The organism is Agreia sp. Leaf210 (assembly GCF_001421485.1).
Lineage (GTDB): Bacteria > Actinomycetota > Actinomycetes > Actinomycetales > Microbacteriaceae > Agreia.
This window is the reverse complement of the sequence record NZ_LMKK01000003.1, coordinates 37,635-53,679: the sequence shown is the minus strand read 5'-3', so window position 1 is coordinate 53,679 and position 16,045 is coordinate 37,635. Positions and strand designations below refer to the sequence as shown.

Sequence of the window (16,045 nt, the reverse complement as noted above, 5' to 3'; positions counted from 1 at the left end):
GTCGGGCAGATCGCCCCCTGAGCCAATGAGGACTCCATGAACACACGCAAATCGCCCATCGCCCGGCTAGCCGGCCTTGGCACCATCGCGCTCGTCGCATCCGTGGGGCTCGCCGCCTGCTCGAGCGGCGGAGCATCGACCAGCACCGACTCGGCCGGCAGCGGCGACGTCGGCGTCACGCTCATCGTCAAGACCACGACGAACCCCTTCTTCGTCGCCATGGAAGACGGCGCGAAGGCCGCGGCCGACAAGGCCGGCGTCAAGCTGACGCTGGCGGCCGGCAAGGAAGATGGCGACGAGGACACTCAGATCCAGGCCATCGAGAACGCGATCTCAAAGGGAGACAAGGGCATCCTCATCACGCCCAACGGTCCGTCGGTCGTCGACGCCATTCAGAAGGCACGCGACGCCGGTCTCTATGTGATCGCCCTCGACACGGCCCCCGACCCCGCCGACGCCGTCGACATCACCTTCGCCACCGACAACTTCACCGCCGGAGAGTCGATCGGCAAGTGGACCGCAGCACAGCTCGGTGGCAAGAAGGCCACCATCGCCATGCTCGACCTCTTCAACGACAAGGTCGTCTCGGTCGACTACAACCGCGACCAGGGATTCCTGACCGGAATGGGCATCGACACCGCCGACGACAAGAAGAACGGCGATGAGGCCAAGACCGGCAAGTACAGCGGCGGCGAGTACGAGCTCGTCGGCAACGAGGCGACCGACGGAGCCGAAGATGGCGGCCGCACGGCGATGGAGACCCTGCTGTCGAAGAACTCCGACATCAACGTGGTCTACACGATCAACGAGCCTGCTGCGTACGGCGCATACCAGGCTCTGCAGGCCGCAGGAAAAGAGAAGGACGTGCTGCTCGTCTCGATCGACGGCGGCTGCGCCGGCGTCAAGAACGTAGCCGACGGCGTCATCGGAGCCACGGCACAGCAGTACCCCGTGAAGATGGCCGAGCTCGGTGTCGAGGCCATCGCCAAGCTCGCCACCGACGGCACCAAGCCGTCGACCAGCGCAGGACTCGACTTCTTCGACACCGGCTCGAAGCTGGTCACCGAGAAGCCCGTCGACGGACTCGACAGCATCACCGCTGCCGACGCTACCGACATCTGCTGGGGCAAATAATCCGACGGCAGGGGGTGGAGCAATGCTCCGCCCCCTGCATCCTCCTGCTCCACCTCCCCCAGAAAGGCTCTCGTGACTTCTCCCAACCCGGTGACCAACCCACCGACCTCTTCACTCGCTCTCGCTTCTGAATTTCTCGACCGCCGCACGCCCATCGACCGCGTGCGAGGCGTCCTCCACCGCTACCCGGCCGTCAGCCCGGCCGTGGTTCTCGTCATCGCCGTCATCGTCTTCGGCATCCTCAACGACCGATTCCTCGCCCCCGCCAATCTCTCGCTGATCACTCAGCAGGTCGCCGTCGTCGGAACCCTCGCCGTCGCGCAGACCTTGATCATCCTCACCGCGGGAATCGATCTCTCGGTCGGTGCCGTGATGGTGCTCGCCTCGATGGTGATGGCTCAGACCGCCACCCAGAACGGAGTGCCCGCCTTCCTGGCTCTGCTCATCGGCATCCTGGTCGCCGTTGCCGCGGGTCTGTTCAACGGTCTGCTCGTCACGAAGCTCAGGCTTCCTCCGTTCATCGTGACCCTCGGAACCCTGAACATCTTCGTCGCCCTCACCCTGCTGTACTCCGCCGGCTCCACCGTTCGTGGCTCCGACATGCCGGAACTGCTGCCCTCGACGGGCCAGACCTTCGACCTCTTCGGTGTGCGGGTCAGCTTCGGCGTGATCATCATGCTCGCGCTCTACATCGTCGTGGCCTTCATTCTGGGCAAGACGGCCTGGGGTCGTCATGTTTACGCGGTGGGTGACGACAAGGAGGCCGCACGCCTCGCCGGAATCAGTGTCAACCGCGTGCTCGTCAGCGTGTACATCGCTGCCGGCGCCATCCTGGCCATCGGCGCCTGGATTCAGATCGGTCGCAGCAACGCGGCCAGCCCGAATGCCGGAGCAGACCTCAACCTCGACTCGATCACGGCCGTCGTGATCGGCGGAACGAGCCTGTTCGGCGGTCGAGGCACCATCTGGGGCACCTTGCTCGGCGCCCTCATCGTCGGTGTCTTCCGCAACGGGCTCTCGCTCGCCGGACTCGACGTGCTCTACCAGACGCTCGCCGTGGGCATTCTCATCATCGTCGCGGTCGGCGTCGACCAGTGGATTCGAAAGGTACGCAAGTGACCATCACAGACAACGTCGTTCCCGAAGCCGAGACACGCACGCCGGTTCTGCAGGCCCGTCGTCTCGTCAAGACCTACGGCCGGGTCGTAGGCCTCGACGGCGTGAGCCTCGAGCTCTACCCCGGCGAAGTGCTCGCCATCATCGGCGACAACGGAGCCGGAAAGTCGACCCTCATCAAGTGCCTCACCGGTGCCGAGATTCCCGACGAGGGTGAGATCTTCCTCGACGGCAAACGGGTCTCGTTCAAGCGGCCGCAGGATGCCCGCTCGGCAGGCATCGAGACCGTCTACCAGAACCTCGCCGTCTCCCCGGCCCTCGACGTGGCGTCGAATCTCTACCTCGGTCGAGAGAAGCGCAAGAAGGGCATCCTTGGATCGGTCTTCCGTGTGCTCGACACCGCGGGAATGCGGCGCGAGGCGAAGGAGGAGCTCACGAAGCTCGGCATCTCGACGCTTCAAGACGTCACTGTGCCCGTCGAGAATCTCTCCGGCGGACAACGCCAGGCTGTGGCCGTTGCGCGTTCCGCGGCCTTCGGGTCGAAGGTCGTCGTCTTGGACGAGCCGACAGCTGCCCTCGGTGTTCGCGAGTCGAACCAGGTTCTCGAGCTGATCCGCAATCTGCGCGATCGTGGCGTGCCCGTCATCCTGATCAGTCACAACATGCCGCACGTGTTCGACGTGGCCGATCGCATCCACATTCAGCGCCTGGGAAAGAGGGCGGCGACCATCACGCCGCAGTCGCACTCGATGACCGACGCCGTCGCCATCATGACGGGTGCGGCCACCGCGTGAGCGCCGTCGCCCCCGCCTCGAAGGTGTTGTTCGCCGAGTTCACGGCGCGACCCGGATGCGAGGAGACCGTGGCCGAGCTTCTGGCAGGGCTGGCAGACGACGTGAGGCGCGAACCCGGATGCATCGAGTTCGCCCCCTCTCGTCTGAGCGCTGAGCCCGCCCGTTTCTTCGTCTACGAGGTCTATCGCGATGACGACGCGTTCGCGGCGCACATCGGCGCGTCCTACGGTCGTGTCTTCAACGAGCGGCTCGCTCCCCTGATCGTCGAAGACGGGTCGCAGCTAACCTGGCTGCAGCCGCTTTCGAACTGATCACTCCCGACAATGGCTCTGCCTGCTGCTTCTCGGGCAGGCAGAGCCGTTTCCATGCCCCGAAAGGCCCCCTGTGTCGCACTCGCTCACCGCAGTCACCGCAATCGGTGAATCCCTCGTCGACGTGATCGTGGGCTCCGGCGAAGCACCCAGCGTGGAACACCCCGGCGGATCGCCGATGAACATCGCACTGGGACTGGCACGGCTGAACAGGCCCGTCTCCCTCGTCACGCATATCGGCGACGATGCCCGCGGGGCGGCGATCGCGGAGCATCTGAGCGAAGCGGGCGTCAGCCTGGCCGCCGGCTCGATCCGCGACGAGCCGAGCTCGACGGCCACGGCCTACCTCAAGGCAGACGGATCGGCCGACTATGTCTTCGACCTCCGCTGGTCGCTTCCGCTCGGTCTCAGCATCGACGACGCGGTGCTCGACGGATCGGAGATCGTGCACGTCGGATCGATCGGAGCGTTCCTCGAACCCGGCGGAAGCACCGTCGTGTCGCTGCTGAGGCAACTGGTCGATTCCGAACGACCACCCCTCATCTGCTTCGACCCCAACATGCGACCGAGCATCGTGACCGACCACGAGGCGGCACTCGCTCGATTCGAGCAGATCGCGTCGCTCGCGGGCATCGTGAAGCTCAGCGACGAAGACGCCGAGTGGCTTTACCCCGAACTGGGTCTCGAGGCCGTCGTCGAGCACATCCTGCGTCTCGGCGTCGGGCTCGTGACGCTGACCCTCGGCAGCGCCGGTGCGATGCTGGCGACGCGCTCACTGCGGCTGACCGTCGCGGGAATCGTCGTGGAGGTCGCCGACACCATCGGCGCGGGCGATTCGTTCATGAGTGCGCTCATCGACTTCATCGCCGAACTACGCGACGAGGGCGTGTCGACCGCTGATCTGAGGAGCGGCCACGCGTTCGACGCTGCGCTGCTCACGGACATCGGCGACTACGCGGTGCGCTGCGCCGCCATCACCGTCTCGCGTCCCGGAGCCAATCCCCCCACCCGAGCCGAGATCGGCTATCCCCCGAAGGGACCGCGCGCCTCCTAGCGAGGCAGGCCCGTACCGAAGGGCTCGGTCGGCGACAACGCCCGAGTGCTACGACCCGCCTTCGGCTTGGTTCTCGTCAGCGGCGACGTCGGTAGAGATCGTGGCGTCGAGAAACTCCGTCGTCTCGGGGAGGCTGAGGTGCAGCTCACTGATCGGAGATATGTCCACCTTCCCGCTGCTGAGCACGAAGTCGAGCACATGACCTCCGCGGGTGCGGGAGTCGTCGATGAAGTGGAGGTGGTAACCCGCCACGGATATCTCGTCTTCGAACGGCGGAGTCCGGTATCCGGCGATCGTCCCTGTCACCTGAGTGAGCGTGTTCTCCGCCTGGCCGGCGGCGGCGTCGACGAGCGGGGGGTACGGCTTTTTCTGCTCCCCCACCGTTCGGGTCCGAACGCTGTCGAAGGTTCCGGAGATTCGGATGGACGCTCCCACATTCGCACTGTTGATGGTGCCGTCTATCAGAGCGGTGAGGGCATGGCGCGTAGTCACCGTGTCGATGGCGAGTTCGTGTTTGGCGTGGAAATACGTGACAGCCGCGAACGGCGTTTGCTCCGTTCCCGTGGCGACTGTCACCGAACCATCTGATCGCAGGTGGTAGCAGACCCCGTCGAGGACGATCATCTCCCCGTCGAGGTGGTTGAAGGTGCCCAATCCGAAGTCGCCGTGAGCGAGGAGCTCCGAGACGGTCACGGTTCCGTCGTACACGCCGGCCAGCAGGGCCGAGATGGTAGAGGTCTGGTAGACCGAGTAGTCGTCGTTCGTGTCGATCGCTGCATTGCTCATTCGAACGCGTCCTCCGGCAGGTCCTTGGCGATGTCGGTGTTCTTGCTGTAGTCGACCCAGATATCGATGATCGACACTCCGGGCTCGTTGAGCGAGGCCGAGAACACGGTCGAGAACTCATCCAGAGTCGTCACCTTGTGGCCCTTCGCCCCGAACGCTTCCGCCAGAGCCACGGAGTCGTAGTCTCCGAGCTGAATCCCAGAAGTGCGCCCGTATTTCAGCTCCTCCTGGAAAGCGACCATGTTGTACGTGTTGTCGCGCATGATGACGTGGGTGAAGGTGACGCCGAGACGCGTAGCCGTTTCCAATTCCTGAACGGAGAACAGGAACCCTCCATCGCCCGAGATGGAAACGACGTGGGTTCCGGGGCGCACGAGACTCGCGGCGATAGCCCACGGCATGGCAACGCCGAGGGTCTGCTGCCCATTCGAGAACAGGATGTGACGGGGTTCGTACACGCGGAAGTGGCGGGCCGTGAAGATGTAATTGGAGCCCATGTCCACCGCCACCGTGGCATCATCGTCGAGGAGTTCGCGCATGCGAAGCACGAGGGCTGCAGGGTTGACACCCTGGTCCGAGTCCGGAGTCGCTCTCGCCTCATCGTCGAGCGCGGCCAGCGCCGCGCGGTGGGCTGCGAGACGCGTCTGCTGCTGCTCGCTCACCACGAGCCCATCGAGAAGCGGCACGAGGGCGTCGACTGTTGCGGCTATGTCGCCTCGCAGCTCCAGTGTCGGCTGGTAGTGATTGTCCATGTCCGGAGACACGACATCGAGATGGATGATGGTTCTGGAGACGTCTTCGTTCCAGATGACCGGGTCGTACTCGACCGCGTCATAACCGATGGTCACAACGACGTCGGCGTCGTAGAGCACGAGATCGCCGGGCTGATTCTGGAACAGACCGACACGACCGATGTACTGGTCTTCGAGCTCGCGAGAGACGACCCCGGCGGCTTGGAATGTCTCGACGATCGGAAGCCCGGTTGCCGTGAGAAGCGAGCGCACCGCGGCGGTCGCCTCATCGGTTGCACCCCTCAGCCCGACCAGCAGCACCGGAGTCTTGGCTGCTTTGATGAGTTCGGCGGCACGGGTGATGTCGGCCTGCACCGCAGGGCCGTATTGCGCTTTCGGGGCGATATCCGTGATCTCGAACGTGGTCGGTGTCTTCAGCACGCTTGCCGACAGGACGACGGCAGCGGCGCCCTTCGGCTCGTCGATCGCGGCACGGAAGGCGTTGGCCACAGCTTCTGACACATCGTCCGCATCCGTGGACTCGACGGTGGACTTGGTGACGGTCGAGAGGAACGCGGCCGCGTCCATCGACTGGTGCGTGCGCTTGAGGCGATCCGAGAGCTGAACGGAGCCAGCCAGCGCCACAACGGGATCCTGTTCCGTGTTTGCCGTGAGGAGCCCGGTCGCGAGGTTCGTCGTGCCGGGGCCTGAAGTGACCAGTACGACGCCGGGGACCCCGGTGAGTCGACCGATGGCCCCGGCCATGAACGCGGCGTTCTGCTCGTGACGACACACGATCAGTTCGGGGCCACCGTCTTCGAGGGCATCGAAGATCGCGTCGACCTTCGCACCAGGGATACCGAAGATGTACTTCACACCGTGACGGGCGACGGTGGAGACAACGCGGTCAGCACTTCTCAGCGCTTCGGATTGCGTGGACATGTGAACTCCTTGGATGACGTTGGACTCGGTGAGCATCACGGTAGGAGCTGTCTGCGACGGCGGGTATAGACGAATGTCTAGACGTGACGGCGGTGTTCATTCGGATCATGGGGAAAATAGTGGCGTTCCACTGTGTCGCCATCGACATGGGTCATGGCTGCGGCACGGATCTCACGGTCGCGTCCGGTGAGGCGCTGGGTCTCCTGCCGTCGATACTCCGCCCACGATGGCACGATGAACGACTCGAGAAAGGCGTCGGTCACCTCACCGCTGCGGTAGAGCTGCCAGCGAGAGCCACCCGTCCGGCGACGCGACCGTTCAACCTGACCCATGGCATCCACAAACGCGTCGAGCGACGCGGCCCGCACCGTGTAAGAGATCTGGACGAGCATGGGGCCGTCTGCGGGATCGGGCTCGAACACCAGGGTCGGCGTCGGCCACGACATGGAGATGGTGCGGTCGACTGTTCCGGTTCCCGGCAGAAGAGGCAGGCCTCGAACGCTGGCCGCGACGAGGAGCAGCAGCACGGCCGCGGCGGCGAGAGCGGTCGTTGTGCCGAGTGCCTGGGCGACGAGGCCCCAGGCGAACGACCCGACGGCCATCGTTCCCATGAAGACCAGGATGTAGATGGATGCCCCGCGTGACCGCACCCACTGCGGCAGCGTGAGCTGCAGGGCGGCATTCAGCACCGTGAGAGTGCCGATCCAGGCCAGGCCCGCGAGCACGAGCAGCACCAGAGTGGGCACGAACGGCAGGAGGGCCGCCGCGATGGTGCCGGCCGCGAACAGGATGGCGCTGGCTGCGACTATGGCATTGTCCGAGACGCGCTTGCGCGCGATCGGCAGGGCGAAGATGCCGAGAACGGCACCGAGCCCGACGGCGCCGAGCAGCAGTCCGTATCCACTCGAGTCCAGGTCGAGTCGTTTCGCTGTGACGGGGAGCAGCGCCCAGAGGGCACTTGCGGGCAGGGCGAAGAGCGCGGAGCGAACGAGGATGCGCCGCACAAGTCGGGCCGATGCGACGTAGCGCACTCCTGCTCGAAGTGCAGCGCCAAACGGTTCTCGGTCGTCGAGGCCCGTCTGCGGCGGCCGCTTCCACCACCAGAGGGCGAGGACCGCGCCGACGAAGCTCAGTGCGTTGATCCCGAAGACGACAGGTGCCCCGAAGGCCGAGAGGATGACGCCGGCGAGAGCGGGCCCAACGGCCCGCGCCCCATTCACCGTGACCCCGCCGAGCGCAGATGACGAGGCGATGAGGTTGCGCGGAACGAGCTCGGGCTGGATGGCCTGCCAGGCTGGCGAGGTCAGCGTCGAGGTGATGCCCAGCAGGAAGGTGAAGCCCAGAATCGTCAGTGGCGTGAGCGCGTTCGACGCGGCGACGACAGTCAAGCCCGCGGCGATCACAGCGCTCGCGGCCGATCCCCAGATGAGCAGCCGGCGTCGATCGAGCGAGTCCGACAGCACGCCAGCAGGCAGCGAGAAGATGACCGCCGGCGCCAGGCTGGCCGTCTGGACGAGCGCGATGATGGTGGCCCCCGCCGCGGCTTCGACCAAGTACCACTGGGCGCCGACCGTCTGCATCCAGCTGCCGATGTTGCTTCCCAATTGCGCGAACCAGAGAACACGGAACGCCGTGATCGCCATCGGCGCCCAGGCCGATACAGGTGGGCCGGACGGTGTGCTTGTCATCGGTTCTCCTTCAGCCGGGGAATCTCGCTTCCGATCTCACTATGCCCGCCCGCTCACAGATGCGGTTCCGTCGCCCGCCATTGGCAGCGTGATGAACGCGCAAACAATCAAATCCTCGACAAATGAAGCAAGATGACGACGACGTCATCGACCCGATGCGATGGACAGACCCAGGGACGGCGCCCCGGTACCTGTTGCGATCGACAGGTGCGGTCGGATCGTCGAGCCGCGACCAGCGCTCACTGGCAGATGTACCCCCACAGGGACTCGAACCCTGACTGAAACGATTTTAAGTCGTCTGCCTCTGCCGATTGGGCTATGGGGGCGTGAGCCACTTCCGAGGATACCGAACACCTCTCTTGACCATGACGCCGTCGAGGTCTACCGTGTCCCTAAACCGGTTTAGATCAGCGCCCCACACGAACTGACCGGCCCGCCGACTCGATGAGGAGACCGCGATGGACGCATCTCGCCCGACCATCGCCGACGTCGCGCGTGTCGCCGGAGTCAGCAAGGGTCTCGTCTCATTCGCCCTGAATGGGCGCCCGGGGGTATCGCCCGAAAGCCGAACCCGCATCCTCGCCGCAGCCGACGAGTTGGGGTGGTCCCCGAGCATTCGGGCCCGCTCGCTGAGCGCTGATCAGTCGTTCGCCGTAGGCCTGGTCATCGCGCGCGATCCGGAGATCATCGCCGACGACTCGTTCTTTCCCTCGTTCATCTCGGGCGTCGAACAAGTGCTGGCCCCACGAGGTCAGTCGCTGGTGCTGAGCGTCGTGCCCGACGAGCACCTCGAAGAGGCGACGTACCGCAGGCTGGCATCCGAGCGACGCGTCGACGGGGTCATCCTGACCGACCTCCGATCAAACGACTCCCGCATCGCACTTCTCGGCGACATCGGCCTGCGCGCGGTCACCCTCGGCCGACCCGACACCGACGCGACGGCCCCGCCCGCCGTTACGCTCGACGACGACCTGGCCATCCACGATGCCGTTCGTCACCTCGTCGATCTCGGCCACACACGCATCGCACACGTCGCCGGGCCCGACCGCATGGTGCACGCGGCCAAACGCAAGGCGTCGTTTCTGCACGCAATGGCTGACTTCCCGCAGGCGCAACCGGTCGTGGTCGAGACGAACTTCAGCGCGGCGGACGGTGCCCGCGCAACCTCCCAGCTCATGTCCGCCTCCGCTCCCCCGGCCGCGATCGTCTATGCGAACGACGCGATGGCGATCGCCGGAATCGGAGTCGCCCGACGTGCCGGCCTCGACGTACCTTCCCAACTGTCGATCCTCGGCTTCGACGACTCTGCGATCGGGCGTTACATCGAGCCCGCGCTCACGACCGTGGCGACGGATGCGCGGGGCTGGGGATTCACGGCCGCGGACGTTCTGCTTCGGCTGGTGGGCGGCGAGTCCGTTAACGACGTCGAGTTGCAGCCCGCACGACTGGTAGTCCGATCGTCGACGGCGAAGGCGCCCGGCGAACCGGCATAGACGAGGGCTGCAGCGTTGCCGCCCGAGACAGGAGATGACGATGAAGAAGAGACGCGTTGTGGCTGCGGCCGCACTTGTCGTGGCGGCGTTGGCCCTGACGGCGTGCTCGCGGGCGGGGTCGGGAGGATCGCCCGATAAACATGGACCAATCACGATCTGGTACTCGAACAACGAGCAGGAGGTCGCCTGGGGCAAGCAGATGGTCGAGGCGTGGAACGCGGAGCATCCCGATGAGAAGGTCACCGGGCAGGAGATTCCCGCGGGAAGGTCGAGCGAGGAGGTCATCGGAGCCGCCATCACGGCGGGCAACGCTCCCTGCCTCATCTACAACACGGCGCCGAGCGCCGTGGGCCAATTCGAGAAGGCGGGCGGGCTCGTCGACATCTCGTCGTTGCCGGATGGCGCGGAATTCGTCGAGGGGCGGTCGGGTGCGTTGTCGACGCAGTACCAGAACGCCGACGGCGACTACTTCCAGATCCCCTGGAAGTCGAACCCGGTCGTGATCTTCTACAACAAGGACATCTTCGACAAGGCCGGACTCGACCCCGACGATCCGCAGCTGTCCACCTACGATGATTTCCTCGCTGCTTCGAAGACCGTCGTCGCCAAGGGTGGCGCCGACTACGCGATCTGGCCCGCGCCGACGAGCGAGTTCTTCCAGATGCAGTTCGACTTCTATCCGCTGTACGCCGCCCAGACGGGCGGAAAGCTCGTCGTGGAGGACGGCAGGTCCACCTTCGACGACGAGGCCGGCGAGGGAGTCGGCGAATTCTGGTCGACTCTCTACACCGACGGCCTCGCCGGGCAGGAGAAGTACACGGGCGACGCCTTCGCCGACGGCAAGGCGGCCATGGCGATCGTCGGCCCGTGGGCGGTGTCGGTCTACGAAGGCGTGAACTGGGGTTCCGTTCCGGTTCCCACTCAAGATGGAATCGCCGCCGACGAGACCTACACGTTCAGCGACGCGAAGAACATCGGCTTCTACACGGCGTGCGTGAACCAGGGAACGGCGTGGGACGTGGCGAAATTCTCGACCAGCCTCGAGCAGGACAGGAAGCTGCTCGAGACCACCGGCCAGATGCCGTTGCGCGCGGATCTGCTCGACACCTTCCCCGACTACTTCGAAGCCAATCCGGCCTATGCCGAGTTCGGCGATCAGGCCAGCCGAACGGTCGACGTTCCCGCCGGCCCGAACACGGTGCAGATATTGCAGGCTTTCCGCGACCAGTGGTCTCAATCGGTGATCTTCGGCGGCAAAGACGTCAAGCAAGCCCTAGCCGATGCGGCGGCCAAGATCGACGACATCGCGAAGCAGCCGTAAGGGAGACGACCATGACCACACTCATCGAGAACCCGCCCCGTCCTGTCGGCCGTACGCGTCGAATCTTCGGCCGCAACCCGCTCGGACTTCTGTTCAGCGCCCCCTACCTGGTGTTCGTGATTGCGGTTTTCGCCTATCCGCTCATCTACTCCGTCTGGATCTCGTTCCACGACTTCTTCTTCACGGCGCCCGGCTTCGAGGCCGACCGGCCGTTCGTGGGTCTGACCAACTATCTGACGGCGTTCCAAGATCCCGCGGTCATCCGCTCGTTCGGCAACGTGGGCGTCTTTCTCCTCATCAACGTTCCGCTGACCGTCGTGCTGTCCCTGCTGCTCGCCTCGGGCCTGAACCGCATCGTGCACTTCCGCACGTTCTTGCGCGTCGCCTACTATGTGCCCTATGTGACAGCGAGCGTGGCCGTCGTGGCCATCTGGTTGTTCCTCTTCAATGGCGACGGACTCGTGAACGCGGTGCTCGGTCCGCTCGCCCCTGATCCGTCGTGGCTCATCAACTCGGCATGGGCGATGCCCACGATCGCATTCTTCGTCACCTGGAAGCAGCTCGGCTTCTACATTCTTCTCTATCTCGCGGCCCTGCAGGGCATTCCGAAAGAGCTCTACGAGTCCGCGTCGACCGACGGCGCCGGCCCCATTCGGAGCTTCTTCTCGGTGACCGTGCCCGGTGTGCGGCCCGCAACAGTGCTCGTGCTTCTCGTCTCCACCGTCACGGGCGCGAACCTGTTCACAGAGCCTTATCTACTCACGGGCGGCGGCGGCCCCGACGGCGCCTCGGCCTCGCCGGTGCTCATCATGTATCAGAAGGGCCTGCAGCAGGGTCAGCCCGACGTGGCCGCGGCCATCGGCGTTGTCCTTGTGATCCTCGTGCTCGGGGTCGCATTGCTGCAGAACCGTTTCGCGGGAGGTAAGGACTGATGTCGAGATTCCAGAAGATCCTGCGCGGCATCGTGCTGTTCATCGGTGCGGTCGCATTCCTGTTCCCCTTTTACTACATGATCATCGGGTCCCTGCAGACGGCTCCCGATCCCACGATCGCGGGCGCGTTTCCCAACCCGGCGAACGTCACGACAGAGAACTACACGGCGATCAACGAACGCATCAATCTCTTCCAGGGACTGCTGAACTCCGGCATCTTCACCGGCGGCGTACTGCTCGGCACCCTCGTCTTCGGTGTGCTCGTCGGCTACGCACTGGCTGTTCTGCAGTGGCGTGGTCGAGGGGTGACCTTTGCGCTGGCACTGCTCGTTCAGGTCGTTCCGTTCCAGTTGCTCATGATTCCGCTCTACGTGTTGATCGCTCGCGACTACGGCCTGAGCGACAACTACCTGGGCATGATCCTGCCGTTCGCCATCAACTCCACGGCGGTCATCATCTTCCGGCAGTACTTCCTGCAGCTTCCCAAGGAGCTCTTCGAGGCGGCGCGGATCGACGGTGCCGGGGAGTTCGCGGTGCTACGCCGAGTCGCGCTGCCTCTTGTGCGGCCGGCTCTCATCACAGTCGTGTTGCTGACGTTCATCGGGCCGTGGAACGAGTTCCTCTGGCCATTCCTCATCACGAAGGAGGCGGGCCTCCAGCCGCTCGCGGTATCTCTGGCCAACTACATCTCGAATGTCGCCGCCACTGCGGCCAACCCGTTCGGCGCGACCCTCGCCGGCGCCGCGGTACTCGCGGGCCCGGTCGTCATTCTGTTCATCGTGTTCCAGCGCTACTTCATCTCGACCGATATCGGTTCGGGAGTGAAAGGATAATCATGCACACCGCTACTCCGTTCCCCTACGAGCTCACCCGTGTCGGCGTCATCATGACACCAGAAGAGGGCAACGACCTCGAGGCCGAAGGCGTCCTCAATCCCGGAAGCGGGCACACCCCCGATGGCGCGCTGTACCTTCTGCCTCGCCTGGTGGCATCCGGCAACGTCAGCAGGGTCGGTCTCGCTCGCGTCGTCGTCGAGGACGGCGTCCCTGTTGGCGTCGAGCGAGAGGGCGTCGTGCTCGAACCCGATCGCGGATGGGAACGCGGCGCCCGCACCGCTGGCGTCGAAGACCCGCGGGTGACATTCATCTCCGCCCTCGGTCTGCATGTCCTGACCTACGTCGCCTATGGCCCACTCGGCCCGCGAACGGCGATTGCGACGTCGTCTGATCTCCGCGAGTGGACCCGCCTCGGGCCCGCGCTGTTCGACTACGACGACTCCCTCGACATGGATCTGAACCTCTTCCACAACAAAGACACCGTGTTCTTCCCCGAGCCCGTCACCGCGCCCAATGGCACCGAGAGCCTCGCGGTGCTGCACCGACCGATGTGGGATCTCGGTGAGACGAAGCCGGGCGAGGGAGTCCGTGTGCCGCAGGGCGTACCCGATGATCGACAGAGCATCTGGATCAGTTTCATACCGCTGGACGAGGTGCTCCGAGACCCGCGCACCCTCGTGCGGTGGGGGCAGCACCGGTTCCTCGCCGGCCCCGAGTTCCCGTTCGAAGCCGTGAAGATCGGCGGTGGTCCGCCACCCATTCGCGTCGACGAGGGCTGGCTCATCCTGCACCACGGCGTGACAGGCGTGATCAACAGCGCGTTCGCGCAGCAGCAGAAGGTCAACTACGCCGCTGGCGGCATGATTCTCGATGCGTCAGACCCCACGAGGGTGATCGCTCGCAGCCCGGAGCCCCTGCTCTTCGCAGAGACGGACGACGAACGAAGCGGCATCGTGCCGAATGTCGTCTTCCCCACCGCGATAGAGACGATCGACGGCCAGAGATTCGTGTTCTATGGAATGGCTGACTCGAAGATCGGGGTGGCCCGGCTCGATCGACGGTGACTCAGAGGCGCAACCAGAGGAACTGGTGCGGCTCCAGCACGAGATCCGTCCACAGGTCGACGGTGCTGGCCGTCACGAGGTCGTCGGCGGTGGGTGGAAGCCCCGCGAGGGTCTCCTGGGTCACCGTCTGCTCCGTGTCGGAGAAGTTGGCGAGCACAACGACCGTCGACGGCACTCCGTAGTAGTGCCCGACCCGCTGATAGCCCAGCACGTGGGGGTTGTTCGTGCCGAAGGGCACGAGGTCTCCTCCCGCGAACTCCGGTGTGCCCTGCCGCACCGCGATCAGGTGACGCAGCCTCAGGTAGATGGCACCGGCATCCGTCGTCGCATCCCGTCGCGAGGCGTAGCGCGAGGCCGGATATCGCGGTCGCCCGACCCACCGGCTGTCGCCCGCCTGACCGGCGACGTCGAGCTGACCGTAGTCGTTCGTCTGCCCGACCTCATCGCCGAGATAGAGCAGCGGAATGCCGCCGGTGCTCAGGACGATCGAGTGCGCCAGCACGATGCGATAGACGGCCTCGGGGTCGCCCGCCTCGAGCCCTGCGAGGGATGCCGTGGTGCCGGACACGCGCGCATCCCCGGTTTTCGGGTTCTCCTGGAAGGCGACCCCGCGGGCGAAGCTTGCGGGAAAGCGGTTGACGTAGAACGAGTTGAGGAAGCGCCGGTGGTCGAAGCCGTCGATGCCGAGTTCGCGAGCGTCTTCGTCGGCGAAGGTCCACCCGATGTCGTCGTGGCTGCGTACGTAGTTCACCCACGCGGTGCCCGGGGCGATCGAGTGTCGACGCTCCAGCGCCTGCGAGAGAAGGCCCACCTCGCGGGTCGCGAGCGAGTTCCAGATCAAGGCCATCTGCAGCGGGTTGTAGCTGAGCTGGCATTCGTCGGGCGAGATGTACTGCGCCACCTCGTCGGGATGCACGATGGCCTCCGACTTGAAGAGCAGAGATGGCGCCGCGATTCGGCACACGGCGTTGAATGCCTGCAGCAGCAGATGCGCCTCAGGCAGGTTCTCGCTGGTCGTGCCGAGCCTCTTCCAGATGAAGGCCACGGCATCCATGCGCACCACGTCGACGCCGGCGTTCGCCAGAAAGAGCAGCTCGCGCGCCATCGCCCGGAAGACCGCGGGGTTCGAATAGTTCAGATCCCACTGGAACGAGTGGAAGGTGGCCCACACCCATCGCCCGTCGTCGAGCTGCACGAACGACCCGGGGTGGTCATCGGGAAAGATCTCGCGCACCGTCTCCTCGTACGCGTCCGGCATCGCGCGGTCGGGGAAGATCCAGTAGAAGTCCTCGAACTCAGGGTCGCGGGCGAGCGCCTTCTGCGCCCACTCGTGCTCGTTCGAGGTGTGGTTGAAGATGAAGTCGATCACCAGCGAAATGCCGTGCGCGCGCAGCTCTGCGGCGAGCTCGGTGAGCTGCTGCATCGTGCCGAGCGAGGGGTTCACCTGTCGATAGCTCGACACCGCATAGCCCCCGTCGGAATTCTCACTCGGGGCGAGGAAGAGCGGCATCAGGTGCAGATAAGTGAGTCCCAGCTCGACGAAATACGGGATGCGATCGCGGATTCCCGACAGATCGCCCGCGTAGAGGTCGACGTAGCAGACGCCGCCCAGCATGCGATTCGAGAGAAACCACTCCGGTTCGGCGTCGCGCCTCTCATCGAGCAGCCGCAGATCGGCGGGGCGCACCCGCCACGACTCGGTCAGCTCACGAACGAGGGATGCGAGTTGCTCGGCAACCGCGGGCGAGTCGCCGTAGATGCGGGTGAAGAGAGACTCGAGCCGCGGGTACTCGGCGTCTAGTCGCTGCTGGAACTCCCGTTCGTGCAGTGTCGTCATCGTTTC

The 16,045-nt window shown here is 65.0% G+C and carries 14 protein-coding genes and 1 tRNA gene; 10 read left to right on the top strand and 5 right to left on the bottom strand.

Annotation, left to right across the window (positions count from 1 at the left end):
- Positions 1-36 precede the first annotated feature (36 nt).
- The 5 genes from ASE64_RS10645 to ASE64_RS10625 all read left to right on the top strand — a co-directional run bounded on the left by ASE64_RS10645 (position 37) and on the right by ASE64_RS10625 (position 4,409).
- Positions 37-1,134, top strand: a complete 1,098-nt coding sequence (locus ASE64_RS10645) for a substrate-binding domain-containing protein (protein WP_055780099.1) — start codon at positions 37-39, stop codon at positions 1,132-1,134.
- Between the two features lie 72 nt (positions 1,135-1,206).
- Positions 1,207-2,253: an ABC transporter permease gene (locus ASE64_RS10640; RefSeq protein WP_104278054.1), complete on the top strand. Its 1,047-nt coding sequence runs from the start codon at positions 1,207-1,209 to the stop codon at positions 2,251-2,253.
- Positions 2,250-3,044, top strand: a complete 795-nt coding sequence (locus ASE64_RS10635) for an ATP-binding cassette domain-containing protein (protein ID WP_055780092.1) — start codon at positions 2,250-2,252, stop codon at positions 3,042-3,044. The genes ASE64_RS10640 and ASE64_RS10635 overlap by 4 nt, the downstream gene beginning before the upstream one ends.
- Positions 3,041-3,355: a putative quinol monooxygenase gene (locus ASE64_RS10630; RefSeq protein WP_055780089.1), complete on the top strand. Its 315-nt coding sequence runs from the start codon at positions 3,041-3,043 to the stop codon at positions 3,353-3,355. Before ASE64_RS10635 ends, ASE64_RS10630 begins: the two co-directional genes overlap by 4 nt.
- Before the next feature lie 73 nt (positions 3,356-3,428).
- A complete protein-coding gene (locus tag ASE64_RS10625; protein WP_055780086.1) occupies positions 3,429-4,409 on the top strand; it encodes a carbohydrate kinase family protein in 981 nt (326 codons plus the stop codon).
- A gap of 48 nt (positions 4,410-4,457) precedes the next feature.
- On the opposite strand, the gene budA is transcribed toward ASE64_RS10625, so the two are convergent.
- The 4 genes from budA to ASE64_RS10605 all read right to left on the bottom strand — a co-directional run bounded on the left by budA (position 4,458) and on the right by ASE64_RS10605 (position 8,882).
- Positions 4,458-5,195, bottom strand: a complete 738-nt coding sequence (budA, locus tag ASE64_RS10620; RefSeq protein ID WP_055780083.1) for an acetolactate decarboxylase — start codon at positions 5,193-5,195, stop codon at positions 4,458-4,460.
- Positions 5,192-6,868, bottom strand: a complete 1,677-nt coding sequence (gene alsS / locus ASE64_RS10615) for an acetolactate synthase AlsS (protein ID WP_055780080.1) — start codon at positions 6,866-6,868, stop codon at positions 5,192-5,194. The genes budA and alsS overlap by 4 nt, the downstream gene beginning before the upstream one ends.
- A 77-nt stretch (positions 6,869-6,945) precedes the next feature.
- Entirely contained in the window at positions 6,946-8,556 is a 1,611-nt protein-coding gene (locus tag ASE64_RS10610) for an MFS transporter (protein ID WP_055780077.1), read from the bottom strand.
- Positions 8,557-8,808: 252 nt separating this feature from the next.
- A tRNA-Leu gene (locus ASE64_RS10605) sits at positions 8,809-8,882 on the bottom strand.
- A gap of 132 nt (positions 8,883-9,014) precedes the next feature.
- Between ASE64_RS10605 and ASE64_RS10600 the strand changes: the two genes are divergently transcribed.
- Genes ASE64_RS10600 through ASE64_RS10580 form a run of 5 tightly spaced genes read left to right on the top strand, consistent with a single transcriptional unit; the run spans position 9,015 to position 14,202 of the window.
- Complete coding sequence (locus ASE64_RS10600) at positions 9,015-10,049, top strand: LacI family DNA-binding transcriptional regulator (protein ID WP_055780074.1); 1,035 nt, start codon at positions 9,015-9,017, stop codon at positions 10,047-10,049.
- Between the two features lie 40 nt (positions 10,050-10,089).
- On the top strand, positions 10,090-11,370 hold the full coding sequence (locus ASE64_RS10595) for an extracellular solute-binding protein (RefSeq protein WP_055781863.1): 1,281 nt from the start codon (positions 10,090-10,092) through the stop codon (positions 11,368-11,370).
- 11 nt (positions 11,371-11,381) lie between these two features.
- Positions 11,382-12,302 (top strand): carbohydrate ABC transporter permease, encoded by a 921-nt coding sequence (locus ASE64_RS10590; protein WP_055780071.1) that lies wholly within the window; start codon positions 11,382-11,384, stop codon positions 12,300-12,302.
- Entirely contained in the window at positions 12,302-13,135 is an 834-nt protein-coding gene (locus ASE64_RS10585) for a carbohydrate ABC transporter permease (protein ID WP_055780069.1), read from the top strand. Before ASE64_RS10590 ends, ASE64_RS10585 begins: the two co-directional genes overlap by 1 nt.
- Positions 13,136-13,137: 2 nt before the next feature.
- Positions 13,138-14,202 carry a glycoside hydrolase family 130 protein gene (locus ASE64_RS10580; RefSeq protein ID WP_055780065.1) on the top strand — a complete coding sequence of 355 codons (1,065 nt, stop codon included), beginning with the start codon at positions 13,138-13,140 and terminating at the stop codon, positions 14,200-14,202.
- Between the two features lies 1 nt (position 14,203).
- Here ASE64_RS10580 and ASE64_RS10575 read toward each other — a convergent pair whose 3' ends face one another.
- Entirely contained in the window at positions 14,204-16,039 is a 1,836-nt protein-coding gene (locus tag ASE64_RS10575) for an alpha-amylase family protein (protein ID WP_082466162.1), read from the bottom strand.
- Positions 16,040-16,045 lie beyond the last annotated feature (6 nt).